Here is a 17,406-nt window from a genome sequence, read left to right as displayed (position 1 = left end):
GGTGCGATCAACAGGACGATGATGTAGCCCCTTTCGCCGTTGAGGAGCAGGAAGCCATCTTGGCGGCTGCTCCGAAGGATCTGCGTGCACAGCTTCGCCTTCTGGACAGGCCCGCGGCACAGCGAGCTCATTGCGCTGGAGCGGGGGAATATCGACTGGCCGGCCGGTGAGTTCCGGGTAGTGAGGGCAGAGATAAGAGCGGCCAAGGTGCCGGCTGCGCCGAAGCTCCGGCGCGAGAAGCGCTGCTACTGCAAAGCAGCCAGACGTTCCTCGCCGGCGGGCGGATGTTCATCAACCCGATCAGCGGCCTCCCTGGGACAGCTCTGAGGATATCCGTCGAGCAATGTGGGCAGCCAAACAGATGGGGCACAAAGACTGGACGATGATCGCCAGGATTGACGGGCGATGGATACCGTCAGCAGACCCAGGCGCAGGTGAGAAGGCAGTACGTCTATTCGGTGGAAATGCCACAGAGATGGCAGCAATCGGGCTGTAAGGCCCGAAACATGGGGCGGCGCGCCAGGATACTAAACTGGCACCTAATGTCACTGGTCTGGAAAGGTACCAGTCCTACACTCTCTTCCTACAAGAAAGAGGAGACATCCCCATGAGCACCGCGCCCGCCGAGCGTTTCAACAGCTTCGCCGAGTTCTACCCCTATTACCTCCAGGAACACAGCAATGACGTATGCCGCCGCCTGCACTACGTTGGCAGCCTGCTGGTGCTGAGCATCCTCGCCTACGCCCTCGCCACCCAGCAGTGGCTGTGGCTGCTGGCCCTGCCCGTCGCCGGCTACGGCTTCGCCTGGGTCGGCCACTTCGTGTTCGAGAAGAACCGCCCCGCCACCTTCAAGTACCCGCTCTACAGCCTCATGGGCGACTGGGTGATGCTCAAGGACGCCTTCACCGGCCGCATCCGCTTCTAGCGGCGAGTCCCCGAAAACAACAACAAGAGAGGCCCCTGATGAATGCCCACGCCCGCTTCACCCACATGGAAGACGGCACCGCCGAGGACTGGAGCATCATCGCCCAGGACTTCGCCCGCTATGCCGCCCAGCTCCCGGACCGCATCCTCACCCATCTCAAGTTGCTGGATGGGGACTTCGGCGGCTTCCCGGTCGATCGCCTGACCCACTCGCTGCAGACCGCCACCCTGGCCCACCGCGACGGCCAGGACGAGGAATACGTGGTCTGCGCCCTGCTCCACGACATCGGCGACACCCTAGGCTCCTTCAACCACGCCGACATCGCCGCGGCGATGCTAAAGCCCTTCGTCAGCCCCGAGAACCACTGGATGGTGGAGAAGCACGCGATCTTCCAGGGCTACTACTTCTTCCATCACCTGGGCCTGGATCGCCACCTGCGCGAGCAGTTCAAGGACCACCCGCAGTACCGCCAGACCATCGAGTTCTGCGCACGCTACGATGCCGCCGCCTTCGACCCCGAGGCCGAACACCTGCCCCTGGAATTCTTCGAGCCCATGCTGCGCCGCGTCTTCGCCCAACCCCGGCAGTCGATCTACAAGGCCGTGATGGAGCGCAACGCGAGCTGAACGTCCAGGCCGTGCCACCGTTCGGCGGCCATGCTTGGCCGCCGTAGTGGCACTTGGTTATGATCCCGCACCCGCCAGGCATTGGCTCAGGTCTTGCAGACCATCGGACGCCCGTACGTCGCGTCAGAAAATCATCAGGGATCGTTCGTTTACATGAAGTCAGCCAATCTAGACCGGCTCAGCAGTCTTCCGACCCCGCCGCTTCGCGAGTATTACTCTCGCGTACTGGCTTATATCGCCACGGCCGCCAGCATCGCCGCCGGCAGCTACATCCAGTACTTCTCCTACGACGTGCTGTGGATGGTCCCCTACGCCCTGCTCTATCCGCACCTGGCCCATCACCTGAGCCTGCGCTTCAAGCGTGACCACCCCGAGCGCACCCACCTGATCCTGCTGTTCATCGACGCCCTGCACGCCGGCGCCGGCGCGGCCCTGCTCGGATTCTCGGTGGTGCCGAGCCTGATGTTCATGCTCACCCTGTCGTTCAGCGCACTGATCATCGGTGGCCTGCGCCAGCTGGGCCTGGCGATCCTCGTGGCCGCCAGCGCCACGGTGCTGACCACGGTGGTCGCGCACCCGGACCTGAAGCTCGCGACCCCGGCCCTGGTGTCCTTCGTCAGCATCTGCTTCACCACGCTCTACGTCTGCATCACCGCCTTCTTCGTGCACCAGCAGGGCCTGCGCCTGGCGCTGGCGCGCAGCGAGATCAAGCTGGAGCAGGAAAAGGCCGCGCGCCTGGCCCGCAACCTCGCCAAATACCTGTCGCCGCAGGTGTGGGAAATGATCTTCAGCGGCAAGCGCCACGTGCGCCTGGAGACCCAGCGCAAGAAGCTCACCGTGTTCTTCTCCGACATCAAGGGCTTCACCGAGCTGTCCGAAGAGCTGGAGGCCGAGGCCCTGACCGACCTGCTCAACAACTACCTCAACGAGATGTCGAAGATCGCCCTGAAATACGGCGGCACCATCGACAAGTTCGTCGGCGACTGCGTGATGGTGTTCTTCGGCGACCCCTCCACCCAGGGCGCCAAGAAGGACGCCGTGGCCGCCGTGTCCATGGCCATCGCCATGCGCAAGCACATGAAGGTGCTGCGCCAGCAGTGGCGCGCCCAGGGCATCACCAAGCCCCTGGAAATCCGCATGGGCCTGAACACCGGGTATTGCACGGTGGGCAACTTCGGCGCCGACACGCGCATGGACTACACCATCATCGGCCGCGACGTGAACCTGGCCAGCCGCCTGGAAAGCGCCTCCGAGGCCGGCGAGATCCTCATCTCCCACGAGACCTACTCGCTGATCAAGGACGTGATCATGTGCCGCGACAAGGGCCAGATCACCGTCAAGGGCTTCGCTCGCCCCGTGCAGATCTACCAGGTGGTGGACTTCCGCCGCGACCTGGGCGCCACCTCCAGCTACGTCGAGCACGAATTGCCGGGCTTCTCCATGTACCTGGACACCAACGGCATCCAGAACTACGACAAGGAAAAGGTCATCCAGGCGCTGCAACTGGCCGCCGAGAAACTGCGCGACAAGGTCATTCTCTGACCGAATGGGTCACAGCAAGGCCGCCCTCGGGCGGCCTTTTTCATGGGCGCGGTGCAGGCATCAGGCACCGCGAGGACGGTTGCGCTGCGCTCACGGGCGCTCTTCGGTGCGCACGTCACCTCCTACGACGAAGCTTCGTGCTTTCGTAGGATGGGTAGAGCGGAGCGAACCCGATCAATGCGGAGCGCCAGACCGCGCGGCTACGCGGATACATTGCTGCGTGCCCTACGACAACGACCCTTCCGCCACCGCCTCGCCACACAGCTCGCCGTCCAGCAGCGGCTGGCGTGCCAGGAACTCCTGGGCGGAAGCCCGCCAGGACAGGCGCGCGGCCCGCTCGGCGCAGGTGGCACGGTCCAGCTCCAGGGCGCGCAGGCAGGCACTCTGCAGGTCCTCGTCGAGCACCCCGGAGACATCCGCCTCCAGCACGTCCAGCGGACCCGGCACCGGCAAGGCGGCCACCGGCGTGCCGCAGGCCAGGGCCTCCAGCATCACCAGCCCGTAGGTGTCGGTGCGCGAAGGGAAGACCAGCACGCTGGCGCCGGCATAGGCCTCGGCCAGCGCCTCGCCGTGGCGGTAGCCGAGGAAGCGTGCATCGGGATAGTCCGCTTCCAGTTCGGCCCGCTGCGGCCCATCACCCACCAGCCACTTCTCGCCGGGCAGGTCCAGGTCGAGAAAGGCCCGCAGGTTCTTCTCCGGGGCAATGCGGCCGACGTAGAGGAACACCGGCTTCAGCGGCCGGGGATGCTGCGGGCGCGGGTGGAACAGGCGGGTGTCCACGCCCTTGCGCCACAGCGACAGGTGCCCCAGCCCCCGCCCGGCCAGCTCGCCACGCAGGCGCTCGGTGGTCACCAGCACCGTCTGGCTGGGGCGATGGAAGGCGCGCAGCACGGCGTAGCCCCATTCCAGCGGCACCGCCGGCCAGCGGGCGTGCACATATTCGGGAAAGCGCGTGTGTACGGCGCTGGAAAAGGCCAGGCCACGCTTGACCAACCAGCGCCGTGCCGCCCAGCCCAGCGGCCCCTCGGTCGCGAGGTGCACGCAATCCGGGCGGAAATCGCGGATCGCCGGCCCGACGCGCCAGAGGTCCCACACCAGCGGGATCTCCGGGTAGGTCGGGCAGGGGCGCGAGCGGAAGTCGCGGGGCGACAGCAGCTTGACCAGGTGGCCGAGCCCGCGCAGTTCGGCCACCAGGGCCTGCAGGCTGGTCACCACGCCATTGACCTGGGGCGCCCAGGCATCGCTGACGATGAGGACCCTCATGCAGCCGGCTCGAGGGCGGGCTGCCGGGTATCGGCGGCAAGGCGCGCCTGGTCGTCGGCGAGGCGGTAGAGCTCGATGGTGCCGTCCCAGTGCTCGATCAGCGCGGTGCAGGATTCGACCCAGTCACCGCAGTTCATGTACTCGACGCCGCCCACCTGGCGGATCTCGGCGTGGTGGATATGGCCGCAGACGGCGCCGTCCAGCCCACGCTTGACGCACTCGTGGGCAATGGACTCCTCGAAGTCGCTGATGAAGTTCACCGCCGTCTTAACCTTGTGCTTGAGGAAGGCCGACAGCGACCAGTAGCCGTAGCCCCAGCGCTCGCGCCAGTGATTGAGCCAGCGGTTGAGGGTCAGGGTGAACTCGTAGGCCGAGTCGCCGAGGAAGGCCAGCCACTTGTGATAGCGGGTGATGACGTCGAACTGGTCGCCGTGGATCACCAACAGGCGGCGACCGTCGGCGGTCTCGTGGATCGCCTCGTCCACCAGCTGGATGTTGCCGAGCAACAGGCTGGAGTAGCGACGCAGGAATTCGTCGTGGTTGCCGGTGACGTAGATCACCTCGGTGCCACGCTTGCTCATGGTCAGCAGGCGGCGGATCACGTTGGTGTGCGCCTGGGGCCAGTAGATGCCGCTGCGCAGCTTCCAGCCGTCGATGATGTCGCCCACCAGGTAGATGCGGTCGGCGTGGTGGCGCTTGAGGAAGCGCGCCAGGTGCTCGGCCTGGCAGTCGCGGGTGCCGAGGTGAACGTCGGAAATCCACAGGGTGCGGACGCGTTGCTTGCGGGGACGAGCCGGGTCGACCGGCTCCAGGCGTTGAACGCTGCTCATGGGCGGCCTCCAGCTGGGTTTTTCCGATCTTGCGCAGGCCCGGTGAAGTGCAGGTGACGGTTAGCTTGCAGAACGATGACACTGCCGGCGCCCGCGCCACGGAGTAGACTGGCGGCCTGCCGAGGACCGCCCCATGAACCCGATGCTGACCCTGCGCCGCTACAACCACGACCTGCTCGCCCACAGCCACGACCACGCCCAACTGGTGTTCGGCCTCACCGGCAGCCTGGAGTTCGAGGTGGGCGGCATCGGCGCGCGGGTCGAACGGCAGAACCTCGCCGTGGTCCCGCCGGGTGAGCACCATGCCTGCGGCAGCCCGCGCGGCAGCCTGTGCCTGGTGCTGGACGTGCCCGACGACACCTGGCTGCAACGCACGCTCGGTGGGCATTTCGATGCCAGCCGGCGCCTGCTGGAGACGCCCGGTGCGCTGCAGCTCAATCCCGCCCAGAGCCAGCTGGTGGGCTGGCTCGCCGCCAGCCCGATCGACGACCCGGTGATCGCCACCCAGGGCGTCGGCCTGCTGCTCGCCAGCCTGGTGGCACCGGGCAGCGAAGCCGCGACGGAGCCCGGCGAACTGCCCCTCGCGGCGCTGGACGCCCACATCGACCAGCACGCCGCACGCCCGTTGCAGGTGGCTGACCTCGCGCGGCTCTGCGGCCTTTCCGTGGCGCGCTTCCACAGCCGCTTCCTCGCCGCCACCGGGCAGACGCCCATGGACTACCTGCGTACCCGGCGCCTGCTCCAGGGCCGCCGCCTGCTGCTCGAAAGCGCCCTGAGCGTGGCCGAGGTCGCCGCCCGCGTGGGCTATGCCTCGCAGAGCGCCTTCACCGCCGCGCTGTCGCGCGAGTTCGGCGTGACGCCGCGCACGCTGCGTCGCGCGCGCGAGTGACGCGAGTATCGCGACGAAACCCGCGAGCCCTGCGACAGACAAGCCGACGCTCGGCCCTCTAGACTGCGGCCATCGTCAAACAAGGGGGCTGTATGTCATCGACCATCGAATGGGCGGATTTCGAACGCGTTGAGCTGCGCGTCGGCACCGTCGTCTCCGCCGCACCCAACGTCAAGGCCAACAAGCCGGCCTACGTGCTGGAGGTGGACCTCGGCGAACTCGGGGTGAAGACCTCCAGCGCGCAGATCACCGCGCACTACAGGGCCGAGGAGCTGGTCGGCCGCCAGGTGCTGTGCGTCTGCAACTTCGCGCCCAAGCGCATCGCCGGGGTGCGCTCGGAGGTGCTGGTGACCGGCGTCCACGACGCCGAGGGCAAGGTGGTGCTGGCCGGCTTCGACAAGCCGCTGCCCAACGGTGCGCGCCTGGCATGAACGAACGCAACGCGCTGCTCGCCATCCACCTGGGTGCCCTGCTCTTCGGCCTTTCCGGCATCTTCGGCAAGCTGGCGGAAACCACGCCGCTGGTGATCACTCTGGGCCGGGCGCTGTTCGCCGTCCTCGCCCTGGCGCTGTTCGCCCGGCTGGTCGGCGGCGCCCGGGGCGGCTCCCCGTCGCGGCGCCAGGTTCCCCTGCTGCTGCTCGGCGGCCTGCTGCTGGGCGGGCACTGGGTGCTGTTCTTCCAGGCGGTGAAGGTCGGCGGCGTGGCCATCGCCACCCTGGGCTTCGCCAGCTTCCCGGCCTTCACCCTGCTGCTGGAGGGGCTGCTGTTCCGCGAGCGCATCCACCTGCGCGAGATGCTGGTGGTCGTCCTGGTCAGCGTCGGCCTGGTGCTGGTGACCCCGGCGTTCGATTTCGCCAGCGACGCCACCCAGGGGCTGATCGCGGCCATCCTCTCCGGCCTGCTGTTCTCCCTGTTGTCGTTGCTCAACCGCGCCAGCACCCGTGGGCTGGACCCGGTGAAGGTGGCGCTCTGGCAGAACCTCTGCATCGTCGTCTGCGTGCTGCCCCTGGGCTGGTCGCTGCTGCCCACGGTACGGGCCATCGACTGGCTGTGGATCGCCCTGCTCGGCGTGCTCTGCACCGGCCTCGCCCACAGCCTGTTCGTGGCCAGCCTGAAGGTGCTGAACGCCCGCACCACGGCGGTGATCTTCGCGCTGGAGCCGGTCTACGGCATCGCCTTCGCCTGGTGGCTGTTCAGCGAGGAGCCCTCGCTGCGCATGCTCGCCGGTGGCGCGCTGATCATCATCGCCATCGCCTTCCCGACGCGCAAAGCCAACGCTGTGAAGCCCGCCGAAGCGGCGCACTGAACCCTAGCCCGTGCTTCAGCACGGAAGCGAGGCCGCCGGGGCCCCGGGCTGGAGTCCGGGCCACGGTTCAACGCGGCCCGGCTTCTCAGTTGACGCTGTAGCCGCGTCCCATCAGGCAGGCGCCCAGCGCGCGGCGGTAGCGTTCGGTGCTGTCGCTGCCCACCGGGCGGGTCACGGTGGCCGGGTCGAAGCCGCTCTGGGACACCGCCCAGCCGTGGCATTCGTAACGATCGCGGCCCTGCTGCTCGACGCTCTGGCCGTTGGCCGGATAGGCGATCACCTCGTAGCTGGCCACGCTGTTGCCCTGCACCACCGGCGGCGGGGCCACCACCTCGTAGCGCTGCACGTCGGCGTTCCACAGGTAGTAGGTGCCGGCGGCGACGAAATACAGCGCGCTGCCGATCCACAGCTCCCGTGCGCCCGAAGGCAGGCCGTGACCGTGCCCGCCAGCGCCCGGACCAGGGCCCCAGCCGCCGGGGCCGCCCGGACCGGGCCCGCCGGGACCACCCGGGCCCGGGCCGGCGAACGCCTGGGTGGAGAGGCCGAGCACCAGCAACGCCAGCGTCATGGTTGTTTTCAAGGACATCGTTCACCTCGCTGCACGGCGGCAGCAGGATCGCGGCCGCCCGAGAGCATTATTCGCCGGGGCCGCACCGGCGGGCGTCAGCCCTGTGTAAAGCCGGGGTAAACGTCCTGATACACGCCCACCTCAGGCCCGCTCCTGCTCCAGCAGCCAGCGGCAGTAGCGCGCCACGCCAGTCTCCAGGTCGAGGAACCCTTCGCCGGCACCGGCCTCGCGCAGCAGGTCGATGTCCGCCTGCGTATGGCTCTGGTAGCGCCCGCGCAGGGCTTCGGGGAAGGCCTCGTAGACGAGCACCCCGCGCTCGACCAGCTCGGCCAGGCCCAGCGGTGGCTGGTCGGCCTCGGCGCGCAGGGCGTTGACCACCGCCATGGCCACCGCGTTGAAGGGCCGGGCGATACCGGTGCCGAGGTTGAAGATGCCCGAGCACTGAGGGTGGTCGAGAACATGCAGGTTGACCCGCGCCACGTCCTCCACCGAGACGAAGTCGCGCCGCTGCTCGCCATCGGCGAAGCCGTCGCAGCCCTCGAACAGCCGCACCCGCCCGTGCGCGCGGTATTGCTGGAAGCAATGCAGCGCCACCGAGGCCATCGGTCCCTTGTGCCCCTCGCGCGGGCCGTAGACGTTGAAGTAGCGCAACCCGACCACCTGGGCACGGGCCTGGGGCAGCAGGCGACGCACGCGCTGGTCGAAGAGGAACTTGGAGTAGCCGTAGACGTTCAGCGGCCGCTCGTGCTCGCGGGCCTCGCGAAAGACCCGCCCCGCGCCGTAGACGGCGGCCGACGAGGCATAGATGAAGGGCGAGCCGCGACGCTGCGCGGCGTCCAGCAACTCGCAGCTGTAGCGGTAGTTGTTGTCCATCATGTAGCGCCCGTCCGCCTCCAGGGTGCTGGCGCAGGCCCCCTGGTGGAACAGCGCGCGGACCATGCCGAAGGCGCCCTCGGCGAAGCGCGGGACGAAGTCGCGCTTGTCCAGGTAGTCGCGGATCTCGCAATCGGCGAGGTTGCGGAATTTGTCGCCCTCGGTCAGGTCGTCGACGGCGATGATGTCCGTCTCGCCACGCTGGTTGAGGGCCCGGACGAGGTTGCTGCCGATGAAGCCGGCGGCACCGGTGACGATGATGCTCATGACGGCACTCCAGGAAAGGGGAATGCCGTCAGGCTATGCCTGCACCAACGGGTCGGGCTTGACCTGGGGCAAGAAGGTTCAGGGCCGGTCGCTATGGCCCAGGTCACGCGTCGGATCGATGCGATCGCGGACCCGCTGCTTGAGCACCTTGGCCTCGGGGAAACCGCCATCGGCCTTGCGCTCCCAGATCTGCTCGCCATCGCAGGTGATGCGGAACACACCGCCGGTGCCTGGCTCCAGGGCCACCCGGCCGAGGTCCTCGGCGAAGGTGCTGAGCAGCTCCTGGGCCAGCCAGGCGGCGCGCAGCAGCCATTGGCACTGGGTGCAATAGGTGATGACGATTTCGGGCCTGGCGCTGGGCATGGCGATGCTCGGTGGTGGAGTGCGGGGTGCCTATAATAGCGGCCTTTTCCTCCCCGCCTGACCAGGGATGCGTTATGCGCCGCGTGCTTCTGTTCCTCGCTCTCATTGTCCTGCCACTGGCCGCGCTGGCCGAGCAGGCCCACCCACGCATCGGCCTGGTGCTGTCCGGCGGCGCCGCGCGCGGGCTGGCGCACATCGGCGTGCTGCGGGCGCTGGAGGAACAGGGCGTGCACATCGATGCCATCGCCGGCACCAGCATGGGCGCGGTGATCGGCGGCCTCTACGCCTCGGGCTACAGCGTCGACGAACTGGAGAAGCTGGCCCTGGCCATCGACTGGCGCCAGGCGCTCTCCGATGCGCCGCTGCGTGACGACGTCCCCTTCCGCCGCAAGCAGGACGACCGCGACTTCCTGGTCAAGCAGAAGCTCAGCTTCCGCGACGACGGCAGCCTGGGCCTGCCGCTCGGCGTGATCCAGGGCCAGAACCTCGCCCTGCTGCTGGAGAGCCTGCTGGTGCACACCAGCGACACACGTGACTTCGACCGCCTGGCCATCCCCTTCCGTGCCGTGGCCACCGACATCTCCACCGGCGAGAAGGTGGTATTCCGCAAGGGCCACCTGCCCCAGGCGATCCGCGCCAGCATGTCGATCCCGGCGGTGTTCGCCCCGGTGGAGGTGGACGGCCAGCTGCTGGTGGACGGCGGCATGGTGGACAACATCCCGGTGGATGTGGCGCGGGAGATGGGTGTCGACCTCGTGATCACCGTCGACATCGGCACCCCGCTACGCGGGCGCAAGGAACTGCTCACGGTGGTCGATGTGCTCAACCAGTCGGTAACCCTGATGACCCGGCGCAACTCCGAGGCGCAACTGGCCACCCTCGGCCCGGACGACATCCTGGTGCAGCCGCCCCTGGCCGGTTTCTCCGCCACCGACTTCGGCCGCGCGCGGGAGATGATCGACGCCGGCTACCGCGCCGCCACCATCCTCAAGAACCGCTTCGCTCCGCTGGCCCATCCGGGCGGCCGGCAGGAGGCCGTGCTGGAGGAGGCGCGCCTGCCGGTCGAGCGCCGCCCGGTGATCGCCCGCATCAGCGTGGAGAACGACTCCAAGGTGGGCGACGAGGTGATCCGCCGCATCATCCGCCAGGAAACCGGCAAGCCGCTGGACCTGGAGCGCCTGCAGAGCGACATGGGCACGCTCTACGGCCTGGATTACTTCGAGCAGGTGCATTACCGCGTGGTCAAGCGCAAGGACGGCAACGTGCTGGTGATCAACGCGCGCGGCAAGCGCACCGGCACCGACTACCTGCGCCTGGGCCTGAGCCTGGACGACGACATGCGCGGCGGCAGTACCTTCAACCTGGGCGCCAGCTACCGGGTCAACGGCATCAATACGCTCGGCGCCGAATGGCTGACCCGGGCCCAGATCGGCAGCGACCAGGAGCTCTACAGCGAGTTCTACCAGCCGCTGGACTACGGCTCGCGATACTTCGTGGCCCCCTACCTCGCCGCCGAGGCGCAGAACGTGGACGCCACCCTGGACAACGACCCCATCGCCGAATACCGCCTGCAGCGCTACGGCTATGGCTTCAACATCGGCCGGCAGATCGCCAACAACGGCGAGCTGCGCCTCGGCATCGGCCAGGCCTGGGGCGATGCCGACGTGCGGATCGGCGACCGCCGCCTGCCCAGCTTCAGTTTCAGCGAGGGCTACTACGAGGCGAAGTACTCGTTCGACACCCTCGACAACGTGGACTACCCGCACGAGGGCGAGGACATCAAGGTGACCCTGCGCCAGTACGACCCCGAACTGGGCTCCGACGACCGCTACCGCCAGTGGGAGCTGAGCCTGGACAAGGCACTCTCCAGCGACGCCAACACCTTCGTCCTCGGCGGCCGCTACGGACGCACGCTGGACAGCGCCGAGGTGGTCACCTCCAGTTTCCAGCTCGGCGGTGCACGCCAGCTGTCGGGCTATCGCGAGGACTCCATCTCCGGGCAGAACGTCGCCCTGGCACGGCTGGTCTACTACCGGCGCATGACCCAGCGCTCGTTCCTGCCGCTGGACTTCCCCTTCTATCTCGGCGCCAGCCTCGAACGCGGCCGGGCCTGGAACCACGACAACAGCTTCGACAGCGGCTACATCAATGCGGGCAGCCTGTTCATAAGCTTCGACACGCCGCTGGGCCCGCTCGACTTCAGCTACGGCCTCAACGACGCGTCCGAGCAGGCGCTCTACCTCAAGCTCGGCCGCGTGTTCTAAGCCCCCGACTCTCTTCCCTGCAGGAGCGAGCTCTGCCCGCGAAGCGCTGCCAGGCAATACGTTCAGGGTTCAGCCATGAAAAAGCCCGGAACGAAGTCCGGGCTTTGGGGTGTTGCGCAAGCGGTCAGGCGATCTTCGCCAGCAGCTGGCGGGCCTCCTGCTTCTGCTCCTCGTCGCCGCCATCGATCACCTCGTTGAGGATGCTGCAGGCGCTTTCGACGTCGCCCTGGTCGATGTAGGCCAGGGCCAGGTTGAGCTTCATCAGGTTCTCCTGGCGCGCGGCCAGGTGGTCGAGGTCGTCATCGGCCTCCAGCGGGTCCTCGAAGTCGAAGGTCAGTTCGCCCAACTCTTCGGCCTGGGGCAGGTCCGGCAGTTCGAGGCGGTCGGCCTGCTCCAGGTCATCCAGTTCGAACACCTCGGGCATGTCCTGCAGGTTGCTGCGGAACGCAGGGTCGACGTGGTGCTGCACCGGCTCGGCCTTGCCCGCAGATTTGGCCTTGGGCGCCTCGGTCTTGAAGGGGCTGAGGCTGTCCCAGTCGGCATCCAGCGGCAGGTCGTCGAGGTTGAGCTGGAACTCGTCGCTCAGCTCGTCGTCACGGTGCACGACAAGCGCGGCCGGGGGCTGGTCGGAAGCCTCGTCAGCGAGGACGAACTCCGGATCGGCCAGCATCGGCTCGGCGCTGTGGTTCTGATCGATGCCGGGGTAGCGGGCCTTGATCTGCTCGATACGCGCCGGGCCGACGCCCATCTCCAGCAGGCTCCGCTCCTCGGCGGCGAAGCCGCTCGGATCACGCAGCTCGCCGAGCACCTCAAGCAGGCGGAAACGCAGGTCGGTGCGCTTGGGCTCCTGGACGATGGCCGCGCGCAGAGCGCTCTCGGCATCGCTGAAGCGACCGTAGGCGATGTAGATGTTGGCGCCATCCAGGGAATCGCTGGATGCACGCGGGGCAACGGGCTGGGGCTGCGGGCGCTGCGCCGGTGCAGGCGCGGGCACGGCGGCCACCGCAGCGGCGGTGGCGGCCACGGGCTCCGCCCGGGACCGGGGCACGGCACTGATGCGCGGGCGCTCGGCAGTGACGGCCACGGCAGCCGGGCGCACCCTGGGCTCGGGTTCGTGCTCCAGCCCGGTTTCCTCGGGGCGAGCCCCTTGGCGGCGGCGCAGCAGCACCAGGGCCAGGACGGCCAACAGCAGCACGCCACCGATGGCCAGCAGGCCACGGGACCAGGCGTCCGGGCCAGCCGGCGCCTCGACCGCCGCCTGGGGCGCGGCGTCCGGCGAAGCCGCCTGCGGTTGCACGGCGTCGGCAGCGGGCGCGGGCGCTTCGCTGGAGGCCGGCGCCCGGGTTTCGCCCGGGGTGATCGGCGGCTGCGAATCGACGGGGTCCTGGGCCTGGCTGCCCGCAACGCTGGCGTCCGCTGCGACGGCATCGGCTGCCGGCGGCACGCTCGCGCCTTCGGCACCCTGGGTGTCCAGGGCGCCCTGCAGGCGCGCCAGCTGGGCATCCTTCTGCTCCATCTGGCGCTGCAGGTTCTCCAGCTTGAGCTGGAGGTCGGCGATGTCCTGGCGCAATTGCAGGCGTTCGTTCTCGCTGTTGAGCAGCTCGGTGTCGACACGACGCTGTACTTCGGCGATCTGCTGCGGCAGCGGCGCCGGCTGGCCCGGGTTGGCGGGCGCGGGGACCGGGCCGGGGGCACTACCCGAGGTCGCCCGTACGTCACTGCCCGGCGCGGTGGCCGGAGCGGTCGAGGTGCTCGCGGACAGCGTCGCGGCATCCGGCAGCAGCAGGCTCTGGCCCACGCTCAGGCGGCTCGGGTCGCCATTGGCGAAGGCGCTGGGGTTGAGCGCATGGATGCCGTTCATCATCTGCGCGGTGCTCATGCCGCTACCGGCACTCTGGCGCTGCGCGATCGCCCACAGGCTGTCGCCCTTGACCACCGTGTAGCGCTTGCCCTGGGTGGCGGGCGGCGCGGCTGCGGGGGCAGGCTGGCGGGTGCTGCTGGGCGCATCGCCGCGGCGGCCGTCGCGCTGGCTGGCGGCAGCGCCCAGCGGCGCGGCCACGGGGTTGTAGGCGGAGAACTCCGGCGGGTCCAGCAACAGGGTGTATTCGCGCAGCAGGCGGCCGTTGGGCCGGGCCACCTCGACGATGAAATTCAGGTAGGGCTCACGCACCGGCTTGTTGGAAACCACGCGGATGCGGCCGCTGGAGCCCCGGATCATGGGGCTGAAGCGCAGATCGTTGAGGAACAGCACGCGGTCGACGCCGGAACGCTCGAAGACTTCGGCCGACGCCAGGCTGACCTTGATGTCGCTGTCGGTCAGGTCGCCCACGTCGAGCAGGCCGATTTCCGCCTCCAGGGGCTGGTTCAGCGCGGAATGCAGGGTGATCTCGCCCAGGCCGATGGCGGACGCCAGGCCGGAATAAAGGATGGGTCCCGATGCAAACGCAACGAGGATCCTGTTGACTCGAGCCATGTGCCCTCCCCCGGTCATGCCGGCTCGAACGCCACGGCCACCTCCCTACGATCCGGTATCCATGGAGGGGCGAAAGTCAGGCGTTGGCATTGAAAGTGAACGCGTTGGGAAACGATCCCTGAAACCCAACAGAAAATAAGTATGGATGCAAATTCCCAGATTGCCCGGCGTACCGGCCTTGGGCCATCAGGCTGTAGGAATCTTACTTCAAGTTCGCCATGAAAGTGACGTATTTCACACCCTTGGCGAACATTTATAGAGCCACGTCAGCCTTTTGTCGCTTTGACGCCCCAGGCGGGCCACAGAGCGAGCAGGAAAAGCCCCGCGACCAGCCAAAAGGTCTGCTGGAACGCCAGGGCTTCGGCCAGCGCATCACCGCCGCCGGCATGGTGGCGCCACTCCAGGAAGAAGGTCACCAGGTTGACGCCGAAGGCACCGCCGAGCTGGCGCACGAAGGTGATGGCGCCCGCTCCGAGGGCCAGTTCCTCGGCACTCAGCACATCCAGCGAACCGGTGCTCAGCGCCGGCAGCAGCAGCCCCAGCCCGAGGCGGCCGACGCAGGCCCAGAAGCACAGCAACACGAAGGACGCACCGCTCTCCACCAGCCCCAGCCCGAGGCTCGAAGCCGCGAACACCAGCAGGCCGGCCACCAGCAGCAGTGCGGCGGAAAGCTTGTCGCTGAGCCAGCCGCCGATGAAGGACGCCAGGCCCAGCACTACGCCCGTGGGCAGCAGCAACAGCCCCGCGCGGCCGGCGCTGTAGCCCTCGACCGTCTGCAGGAACAACGGGATCAGGTAGGTGGAGCCGTAGAGACCGAGGCCGAGCACCAGCGCCACCCCGCTCGCCTTGCGGAACGCGGCGTGCCGCCACAGTGACAGGGGCAGCAGCGGTCGCTCGCTGGCACGGCTGCGCAGGACGAAGGCCAGGGTCGCCAGCACGCCGAGCAGCCCGGGAATCCAGCAGCTCGGCGCCAGCCAGCCGAAGCGCTGGGCCTCGGCCAGGGCGCCGAGGAGGGCGAACAGCGCGACGCCGAGGTAGAGGAAGGCGACGAGGTCGACGCCCGGTGTGCGCCGGTCGCGGTCCGACGGCATCAGCCACTGGGCGCCGAGCGCCGCCAGCAGGCACATGGGCAGCGGTAACCAGAACACCGCCTCCCAGCCGAAGTGGTCGATGAGGTAGCCACCGATGGTCGGGCCGAGCGTCGGCGCGATCATCACCCCGAGCCCGTAGATGCCCAGGGCCATGCCCCGGCCACCCTCGGCGAAGATGCGGAAGATCAGCACCATCGCCAGCGGCTGGATGATCCCGGCGCAGGCGCCCTGGACGATGCGCAGGGCGATCAGCTCCCAGGCCGAGGTGGCGGCGAGCGCCAGGAGGGAACAGAGGGTGAAGACCAGCAGGCCGACCTGCACCGTGCGTCGCGCGCCCAGGCGCGACTGGGCCCAGGCGGCGAGCAACAGCCCGGCGGTCATCGCGGCGAGGAAGCCGGTGGCGAGCCATTGGGCCAGGGGCCGACCGATGGCGAAGTCCGCCATGATCGCCGGCAGGGCGACGTTGATGCTGGTGGAGGCGAGGATCATCGCCATGCTGCCGACCATCAGCAGGCCGAGCAGCAACTGCGGATAACGCGGACCGAAGCGCGTGTGCAGGGCCTCGAGGTCCTGCATCAACGCCGTTCCAGGTTGGCCAGTATCTGCGCGTGGATCTGCTGGCAGCGACGCAGCTCGTCTTCATCGATGCCGGTGAAGACCTCCCTGCGCAGCTGGTTGGAAATGGCCTCGATCTTCTCGATCAGCGGCCGCGCCTTGGGGCACAGGGTGATTTTCTTCGCCCGGCGGTCCTCGGCGACGGCCAGGCGCTGCACCAGCCCCTGGGCCTCGAGGCTGTCGAGCAGCCGGGCCAGGGTCGGGCCCTCGACGCCGACGCTCTGCGCCAGTTCACGTTGGGTGGGGAGTTCTTCGAAGCGGGCGAGATGCAGGAGAACCAGCCAGCGAGCCTGGGACAGGCCGAGGTCGACGAGCCGGCGATCCAGCTCCGCCCGCCAGGCTCGCGACATCTGCGCGAGCTGCATGGCGAAGCGGTGTTGATCGGTATGGGACATTGAAACGAACTCTAACTGCCTAAACTAATAATTAGCGAGCTAACCATAGGCGACAGCCGGGAGCAAGCGCAGCTTTGTATCTACCACTTCACATATTGATCTTCGACAAAGCCCCACAGCCCATCGATCTCCAGGACCGGCCGCCCATGCGGCCGGAGCACGCCATCGAAGCGCCCGAAGATCTGCTTGAAGTTGCTGGCGATGAAGCCCAGGTTCAGCCGCTCCTTGTGCAACCCGGTGCCCACGAAGCGCAACTCCACCTGGCCGTCGGCGGAGGTGATCCGCCACTCCTCCAGCGGCCGGTCGCGATCGAAGGCGAAACGCACGCAATCCACCTTGATCAGCTCGCCATCGATCCAGAAGCAGTTCTCGGTGAAGCTGGTCTCGTTGACCCCGCAGGACAGGTTCAGCCCTACCCGCCGCCCCTGCGCCTCGCCGGACAGGCAGGCCCAGTTCCAGAAGGTCTCCGGGCGCATGTAGCCGGCGGACCAGTCGTGGTGGGCGAAGGCGCCGATGGCCTGCAGGTCGAAATCCCCCAGCTCGCAGCGCACCTCGCCCCGGCAGGTGACGCCCGCCACCTTGCGCGCATACACCCAGCCGTTCACCGCGGTAGGCGTGCACAGGCTCATGGGCTGGAAGGCCGGTTCGTCCTCGGAGAAACGCGCGTCGATGCGGGTGCCGTCGTCGAGCTCCACCAGCAGCCGCTTCTCCTTCGGGTTCGGCGAGTTCTCCAGGCGCAGCAGGTTGCGGCCCTGGCGCAGCTCGCAGACGCCGTCGTCCGGGGCTTGCGAGAAGCGCGTACCCATCCCCAGCGGCAGCTTGAACTGGCGCTCGATCATGCGCCCGCTGGCCGGGTGGAACAGGTAGACGAAGCCCACCCCCGCCAGGCTCAGGTCGGCCAGGGCGCAGCCGCCGATGAGCTGGTCGCTGATCAGGCCGAAATACTGGAACTGGTGAAAGCGCCGCCACTTCGCCAAGGCGCCGAGACGACGGCCCATGGGCGAGCGGAAATCGAAGTCACGGTGATTGACCAGGCCGGGGGTGCCGTCGAAAAGGCCGTAGTGCGGCTGGCCGTCAGCGCTGATCAGCGTGTCCATGGGCGGGGCTCGTCGGTGG

General features: G+C 68.1%; 16 protein-coding genes. 7 read left to right on the top strand and 9 right to left on the bottom strand.

Annotated elements, in window-relative coordinates; translation table 11 throughout:
• Nucleotides 1-607: 607 nt before the first annotated feature.
• From ACYJSS_RS22685 to ACYJSS_RS22675, 3 genes are all read left to right on the top strand, one after another.
• Nucleotides 608-925, top strand: a complete 318-nt coding sequence (locus tag ACYJSS_RS22685) for an Mpo1-like protein (RefSeq protein ID WP_236205379.1) — start codon at nt 608-610, stop codon at nt 923-925.
• 38 nt (nt 926-963) lie between these two features.
• Nucleotides 964-1,551, top strand: coding sequence for an HD domain-containing protein (locus ACYJSS_RS22680; protein WP_111259501.1), 588 nt, complete (start codon nt 964-966; stop codon nt 1,549-1,551).
• Nucleotides 1,552-1,704: 153 nt separating this feature from the next.
• The gene (locus tag ACYJSS_RS22675) at nt 1,705-3,093 is read left to right on the top strand and encodes an adenylate/guanylate cyclase domain-containing protein (protein WP_111259502.1); all 1,389 of its coding nucleotides are present in this window, start codon (nt 1,705-1,707) and stop codon (nt 3,091-3,093) included.
• A 225-nt stretch (nt 3,094-3,318) separates the two neighbouring features.
• On the opposite strand, the gene ACYJSS_RS22670 is transcribed toward ACYJSS_RS22675, so the two are convergent.
• Complete coding sequence (locus ACYJSS_RS22670) at nt 3,319-4,356, bottom strand: glycosyltransferase family 4 protein (protein WP_236205380.1); 1,038 nt, start codon at nt 4,354-4,356, stop codon at nt 3,319-3,321.
• A complete protein-coding gene (locus ACYJSS_RS22665) occupies nt 4,353-5,186 on the bottom strand; it encodes a UDP-2,3-diacylglucosamine diphosphatase (protein ID WP_111259504.1) in 834 nt (277 codons plus the stop codon). The genes ACYJSS_RS22670 and ACYJSS_RS22665 overlap by 4 nt, the downstream gene beginning before the upstream one ends.
• Before the next feature lie 133 nt (nt 5,187-5,319).
• Here ACYJSS_RS22665 and ACYJSS_RS22660 point away from each other — a divergent pair, with 133 nt between their 5' ends.
• From ACYJSS_RS22660 to ACYJSS_RS22650, 3 genes are all read left to right on the top strand, one after another.
• A complete protein-coding gene (locus ACYJSS_RS22660; RefSeq protein WP_111259505.1) occupies nt 5,320-6,075 on the top strand; it encodes an AraC family transcriptional regulator in 756 nt (251 codons plus the stop codon).
• Between the two features lie 92 nt (nt 6,076-6,167).
• Nucleotides 6,168-6,506, top strand: coding sequence for a tRNA-binding protein (locus tag ACYJSS_RS22655; protein ID WP_111259506.1), 339 nt, complete (start codon nt 6,168-6,170; stop codon nt 6,504-6,506).
• A complete protein-coding gene (locus tag ACYJSS_RS22650) occupies nt 6,503-7,381 on the top strand; it encodes a DMT family transporter (RefSeq protein WP_111259507.1) in 879 nt (292 codons plus the stop codon). Before ACYJSS_RS22655 ends, ACYJSS_RS22650 begins: the two co-directional genes overlap by 4 nt.
• An 85-nt stretch (nt 7,382-7,466) precedes the next feature.
• On the opposite strand, the gene ACYJSS_RS22645 is transcribed toward ACYJSS_RS22650, so the two are convergent.
• From ACYJSS_RS22645 to ACYJSS_RS22635, 3 genes are all read right to left on the bottom strand, one after another.
• Complete coding sequence (locus tag ACYJSS_RS22645; RefSeq protein WP_236205381.1) at nt 7,467-7,967, bottom strand: hypothetical protein; 501 nt, start codon at nt 7,965-7,967, stop codon at nt 7,467-7,469.
• A gap of 123 nt (nt 7,968-8,090) precedes the next feature.
• Nucleotides 8,091-9,089, bottom strand: coding sequence for an ADP-glyceromanno-heptose 6-epimerase (gene rfaD / locus ACYJSS_RS22640; RefSeq protein ID WP_236205382.1), 999 nt, complete (start codon nt 9,087-9,089; stop codon nt 8,091-8,093).
• Nucleotides 9,090-9,167: 78 nt separating this feature from the next.
• Nucleotides 9,168-9,452 carry an Rdx family protein gene (locus tag ACYJSS_RS22635; protein ID WP_111259510.1) on the bottom strand — a complete coding sequence of 95 codons (285 nt, stop codon included), beginning with the start codon at nt 9,450-9,452 and terminating at the stop codon, nt 9,168-9,170.
• 74 nt (nt 9,453-9,526) lie between these two features.
• Here ACYJSS_RS22635 and ACYJSS_RS22630 point away from each other — a divergent pair, with 74 nt between their 5' ends.
• Nucleotides 9,527-11,716, top strand: a complete 2,190-nt coding sequence (locus ACYJSS_RS22630) for a patatin-like phospholipase family protein (RefSeq protein WP_111259511.1) — start codon at nt 9,527-9,529, stop codon at nt 11,714-11,716.
• 124 nt (nt 11,717-11,840) lie between these two features.
• On the opposite strand, the gene ACYJSS_RS22625 is transcribed toward ACYJSS_RS22630, so the two are convergent.
• The 4 genes from ACYJSS_RS22625 to ACYJSS_RS22610 all read right to left on the bottom strand — a co-directional run bounded on the left by ACYJSS_RS22625 (nt 11,841) and on the right by ACYJSS_RS22610 (nt 17,387).
• Nucleotides 11,841-14,189: a FimV/HubP family polar landmark protein gene (locus tag ACYJSS_RS22625; RefSeq protein WP_236205383.1), complete on the bottom strand. Its 2,349-nt coding sequence runs from the start codon at nt 14,187-14,189 to the stop codon at nt 11,841-11,843.
• Between the two features lie 266 nt (nt 14,190-14,455).
• Nucleotides 14,456-15,856, bottom strand: a complete 1,401-nt coding sequence (locus ACYJSS_RS22620) for a DHA2 family efflux MFS transporter permease subunit (RefSeq protein WP_236205384.1) — start codon at nt 15,854-15,856, stop codon at nt 14,456-14,458.
• Complete coding sequence (locus tag ACYJSS_RS22615; protein ID WP_111259513.1) at nt 15,856-16,290, bottom strand: MarR family transcriptional regulator; 435 nt, start codon at nt 16,288-16,290, stop codon at nt 15,856-15,858. Before ACYJSS_RS22615 ends, ACYJSS_RS22620 begins: the two co-directional genes overlap by 1 nt.
• A gap of 80 nt (nt 16,291-16,370) precedes the next feature.
• Nucleotides 16,371-17,387 (bottom strand): DUF2804 domain-containing protein, encoded by a 1,017-nt coding sequence (locus ACYJSS_RS22610; protein ID WP_236205385.1) that lies wholly within the window; start codon nt 17,385-17,387, stop codon nt 16,371-16,373.
• Nucleotides 17,388-17,406 lie beyond the last annotated feature (19 nt).

The sequence above is a fragment of the Pseudomonas sp. No.21 genome (genome assembly GCF_054558415.1).
This window is presented reverse-complemented; position numbering and strand designations above follow the sequence as displayed.

What these genes read in the sequence shown, in the direction of transcription:
- ACYJSS_RS22685 (WP_236205379.1), top strand. Translation starts at nt 608, where the DNA reads ATGAGCACCGCGCCCGCCGAGCGTTTCAACAGCTTCGCCGAGTTCTAC.
- ACYJSS_RS22680 (WP_111259501.1), top strand. Translation starts at nt 964, where the DNA reads ATGAATGCCCACGCCCGCTTCACCCACATGGAAGACGGCACCGCCGAG.
- ACYJSS_RS22675 (WP_111259502.1), top strand. Translation starts at nt 1,705, where the DNA reads ATGAAGTCAGCCAATCTAGACCGGCTCAGCAGTCTTCCGACCCCGCCG.
- ACYJSS_RS22670 (WP_236205380.1), bottom strand. Translation starts at nt 4,356, where the DNA reads ATGAGGGTCCTCATCGTCAGCGATGCCTGGGCGCCCCAGGTCAATGGC.
- ACYJSS_RS22665 (WP_111259504.1), bottom strand. Translation starts at nt 5,186, where the DNA reads ATGAGCAGCGTTCAACGCCTGGAGCCGGTCGACCCGGCTCGTCCCCGC.
- ACYJSS_RS22660 (WP_111259505.1), top strand. Translation starts at nt 5,320, where the DNA reads ATGAACCCGATGCTGACCCTGCGCCGCTACAACCACGACCTGCTCGCC.
- ACYJSS_RS22655 (WP_111259506.1), top strand. Translation starts at nt 6,168, where the DNA reads ATGTCATCGACCATCGAATGGGCGGATTTCGAACGCGTTGAGCTGCGC.
- ACYJSS_RS22650 (WP_111259507.1), top strand. Translation starts at nt 6,503, where the DNA reads ATGAACGAACGCAACGCGCTGCTCGCCATCCACCTGGGTGCCCTGCTC.
- ACYJSS_RS22645 (WP_236205381.1), bottom strand. Translation starts at nt 7,967, where the DNA reads ATGTCCTTGAAAACAACCATGACGCTGGCGTTGCTGGTGCTCGGCCTC.
- rfaD (WP_236205382.1), bottom strand. Translation starts at nt 9,089, where the DNA reads ATGAGCATCATCGTCACCGGTGCCGCCGGCTTCATCGGCAGCAACCTC.
- ACYJSS_RS22635 (WP_111259510.1), bottom strand. Translation starts at nt 9,452, where the DNA reads ATGCCCAGCGCCAGGCCCGAAATCGTCATCACCTATTGCACCCAGTGC.
- ACYJSS_RS22630 (WP_111259511.1), top strand. Translation starts at nt 9,527, where the DNA reads ATGCGCCGCGTGCTTCTGTTCCTCGCTCTCATTGTCCTGCCACTGGCC.
- ACYJSS_RS22625 (WP_236205383.1), bottom strand. Translation starts at nt 14,189, where the DNA reads ATGGCTCGAGTCAACAGGATCCTCGTTGCGTTTGCATCGGGACCCATC.
- ACYJSS_RS22620 (WP_236205384.1), bottom strand. Translation starts at nt 15,856, where the DNA reads ATGCAGGACCTCGAGGCCCTGCACACGCGCTTCGGTCCGCGTTATCCG.
- ACYJSS_RS22615 (WP_111259513.1), bottom strand. Translation starts at nt 16,290, where the DNA reads ATGTCCCATACCGATCAACACCGCTTCGCCATGCAGCTCGCGCAGATG.
- ACYJSS_RS22610 (WP_236205385.1), bottom strand. Translation starts at nt 17,387, where the DNA reads ATGGACACGCTGATCAGCGCTGACGGCCAGCCGCACTACGGCCTTTTC.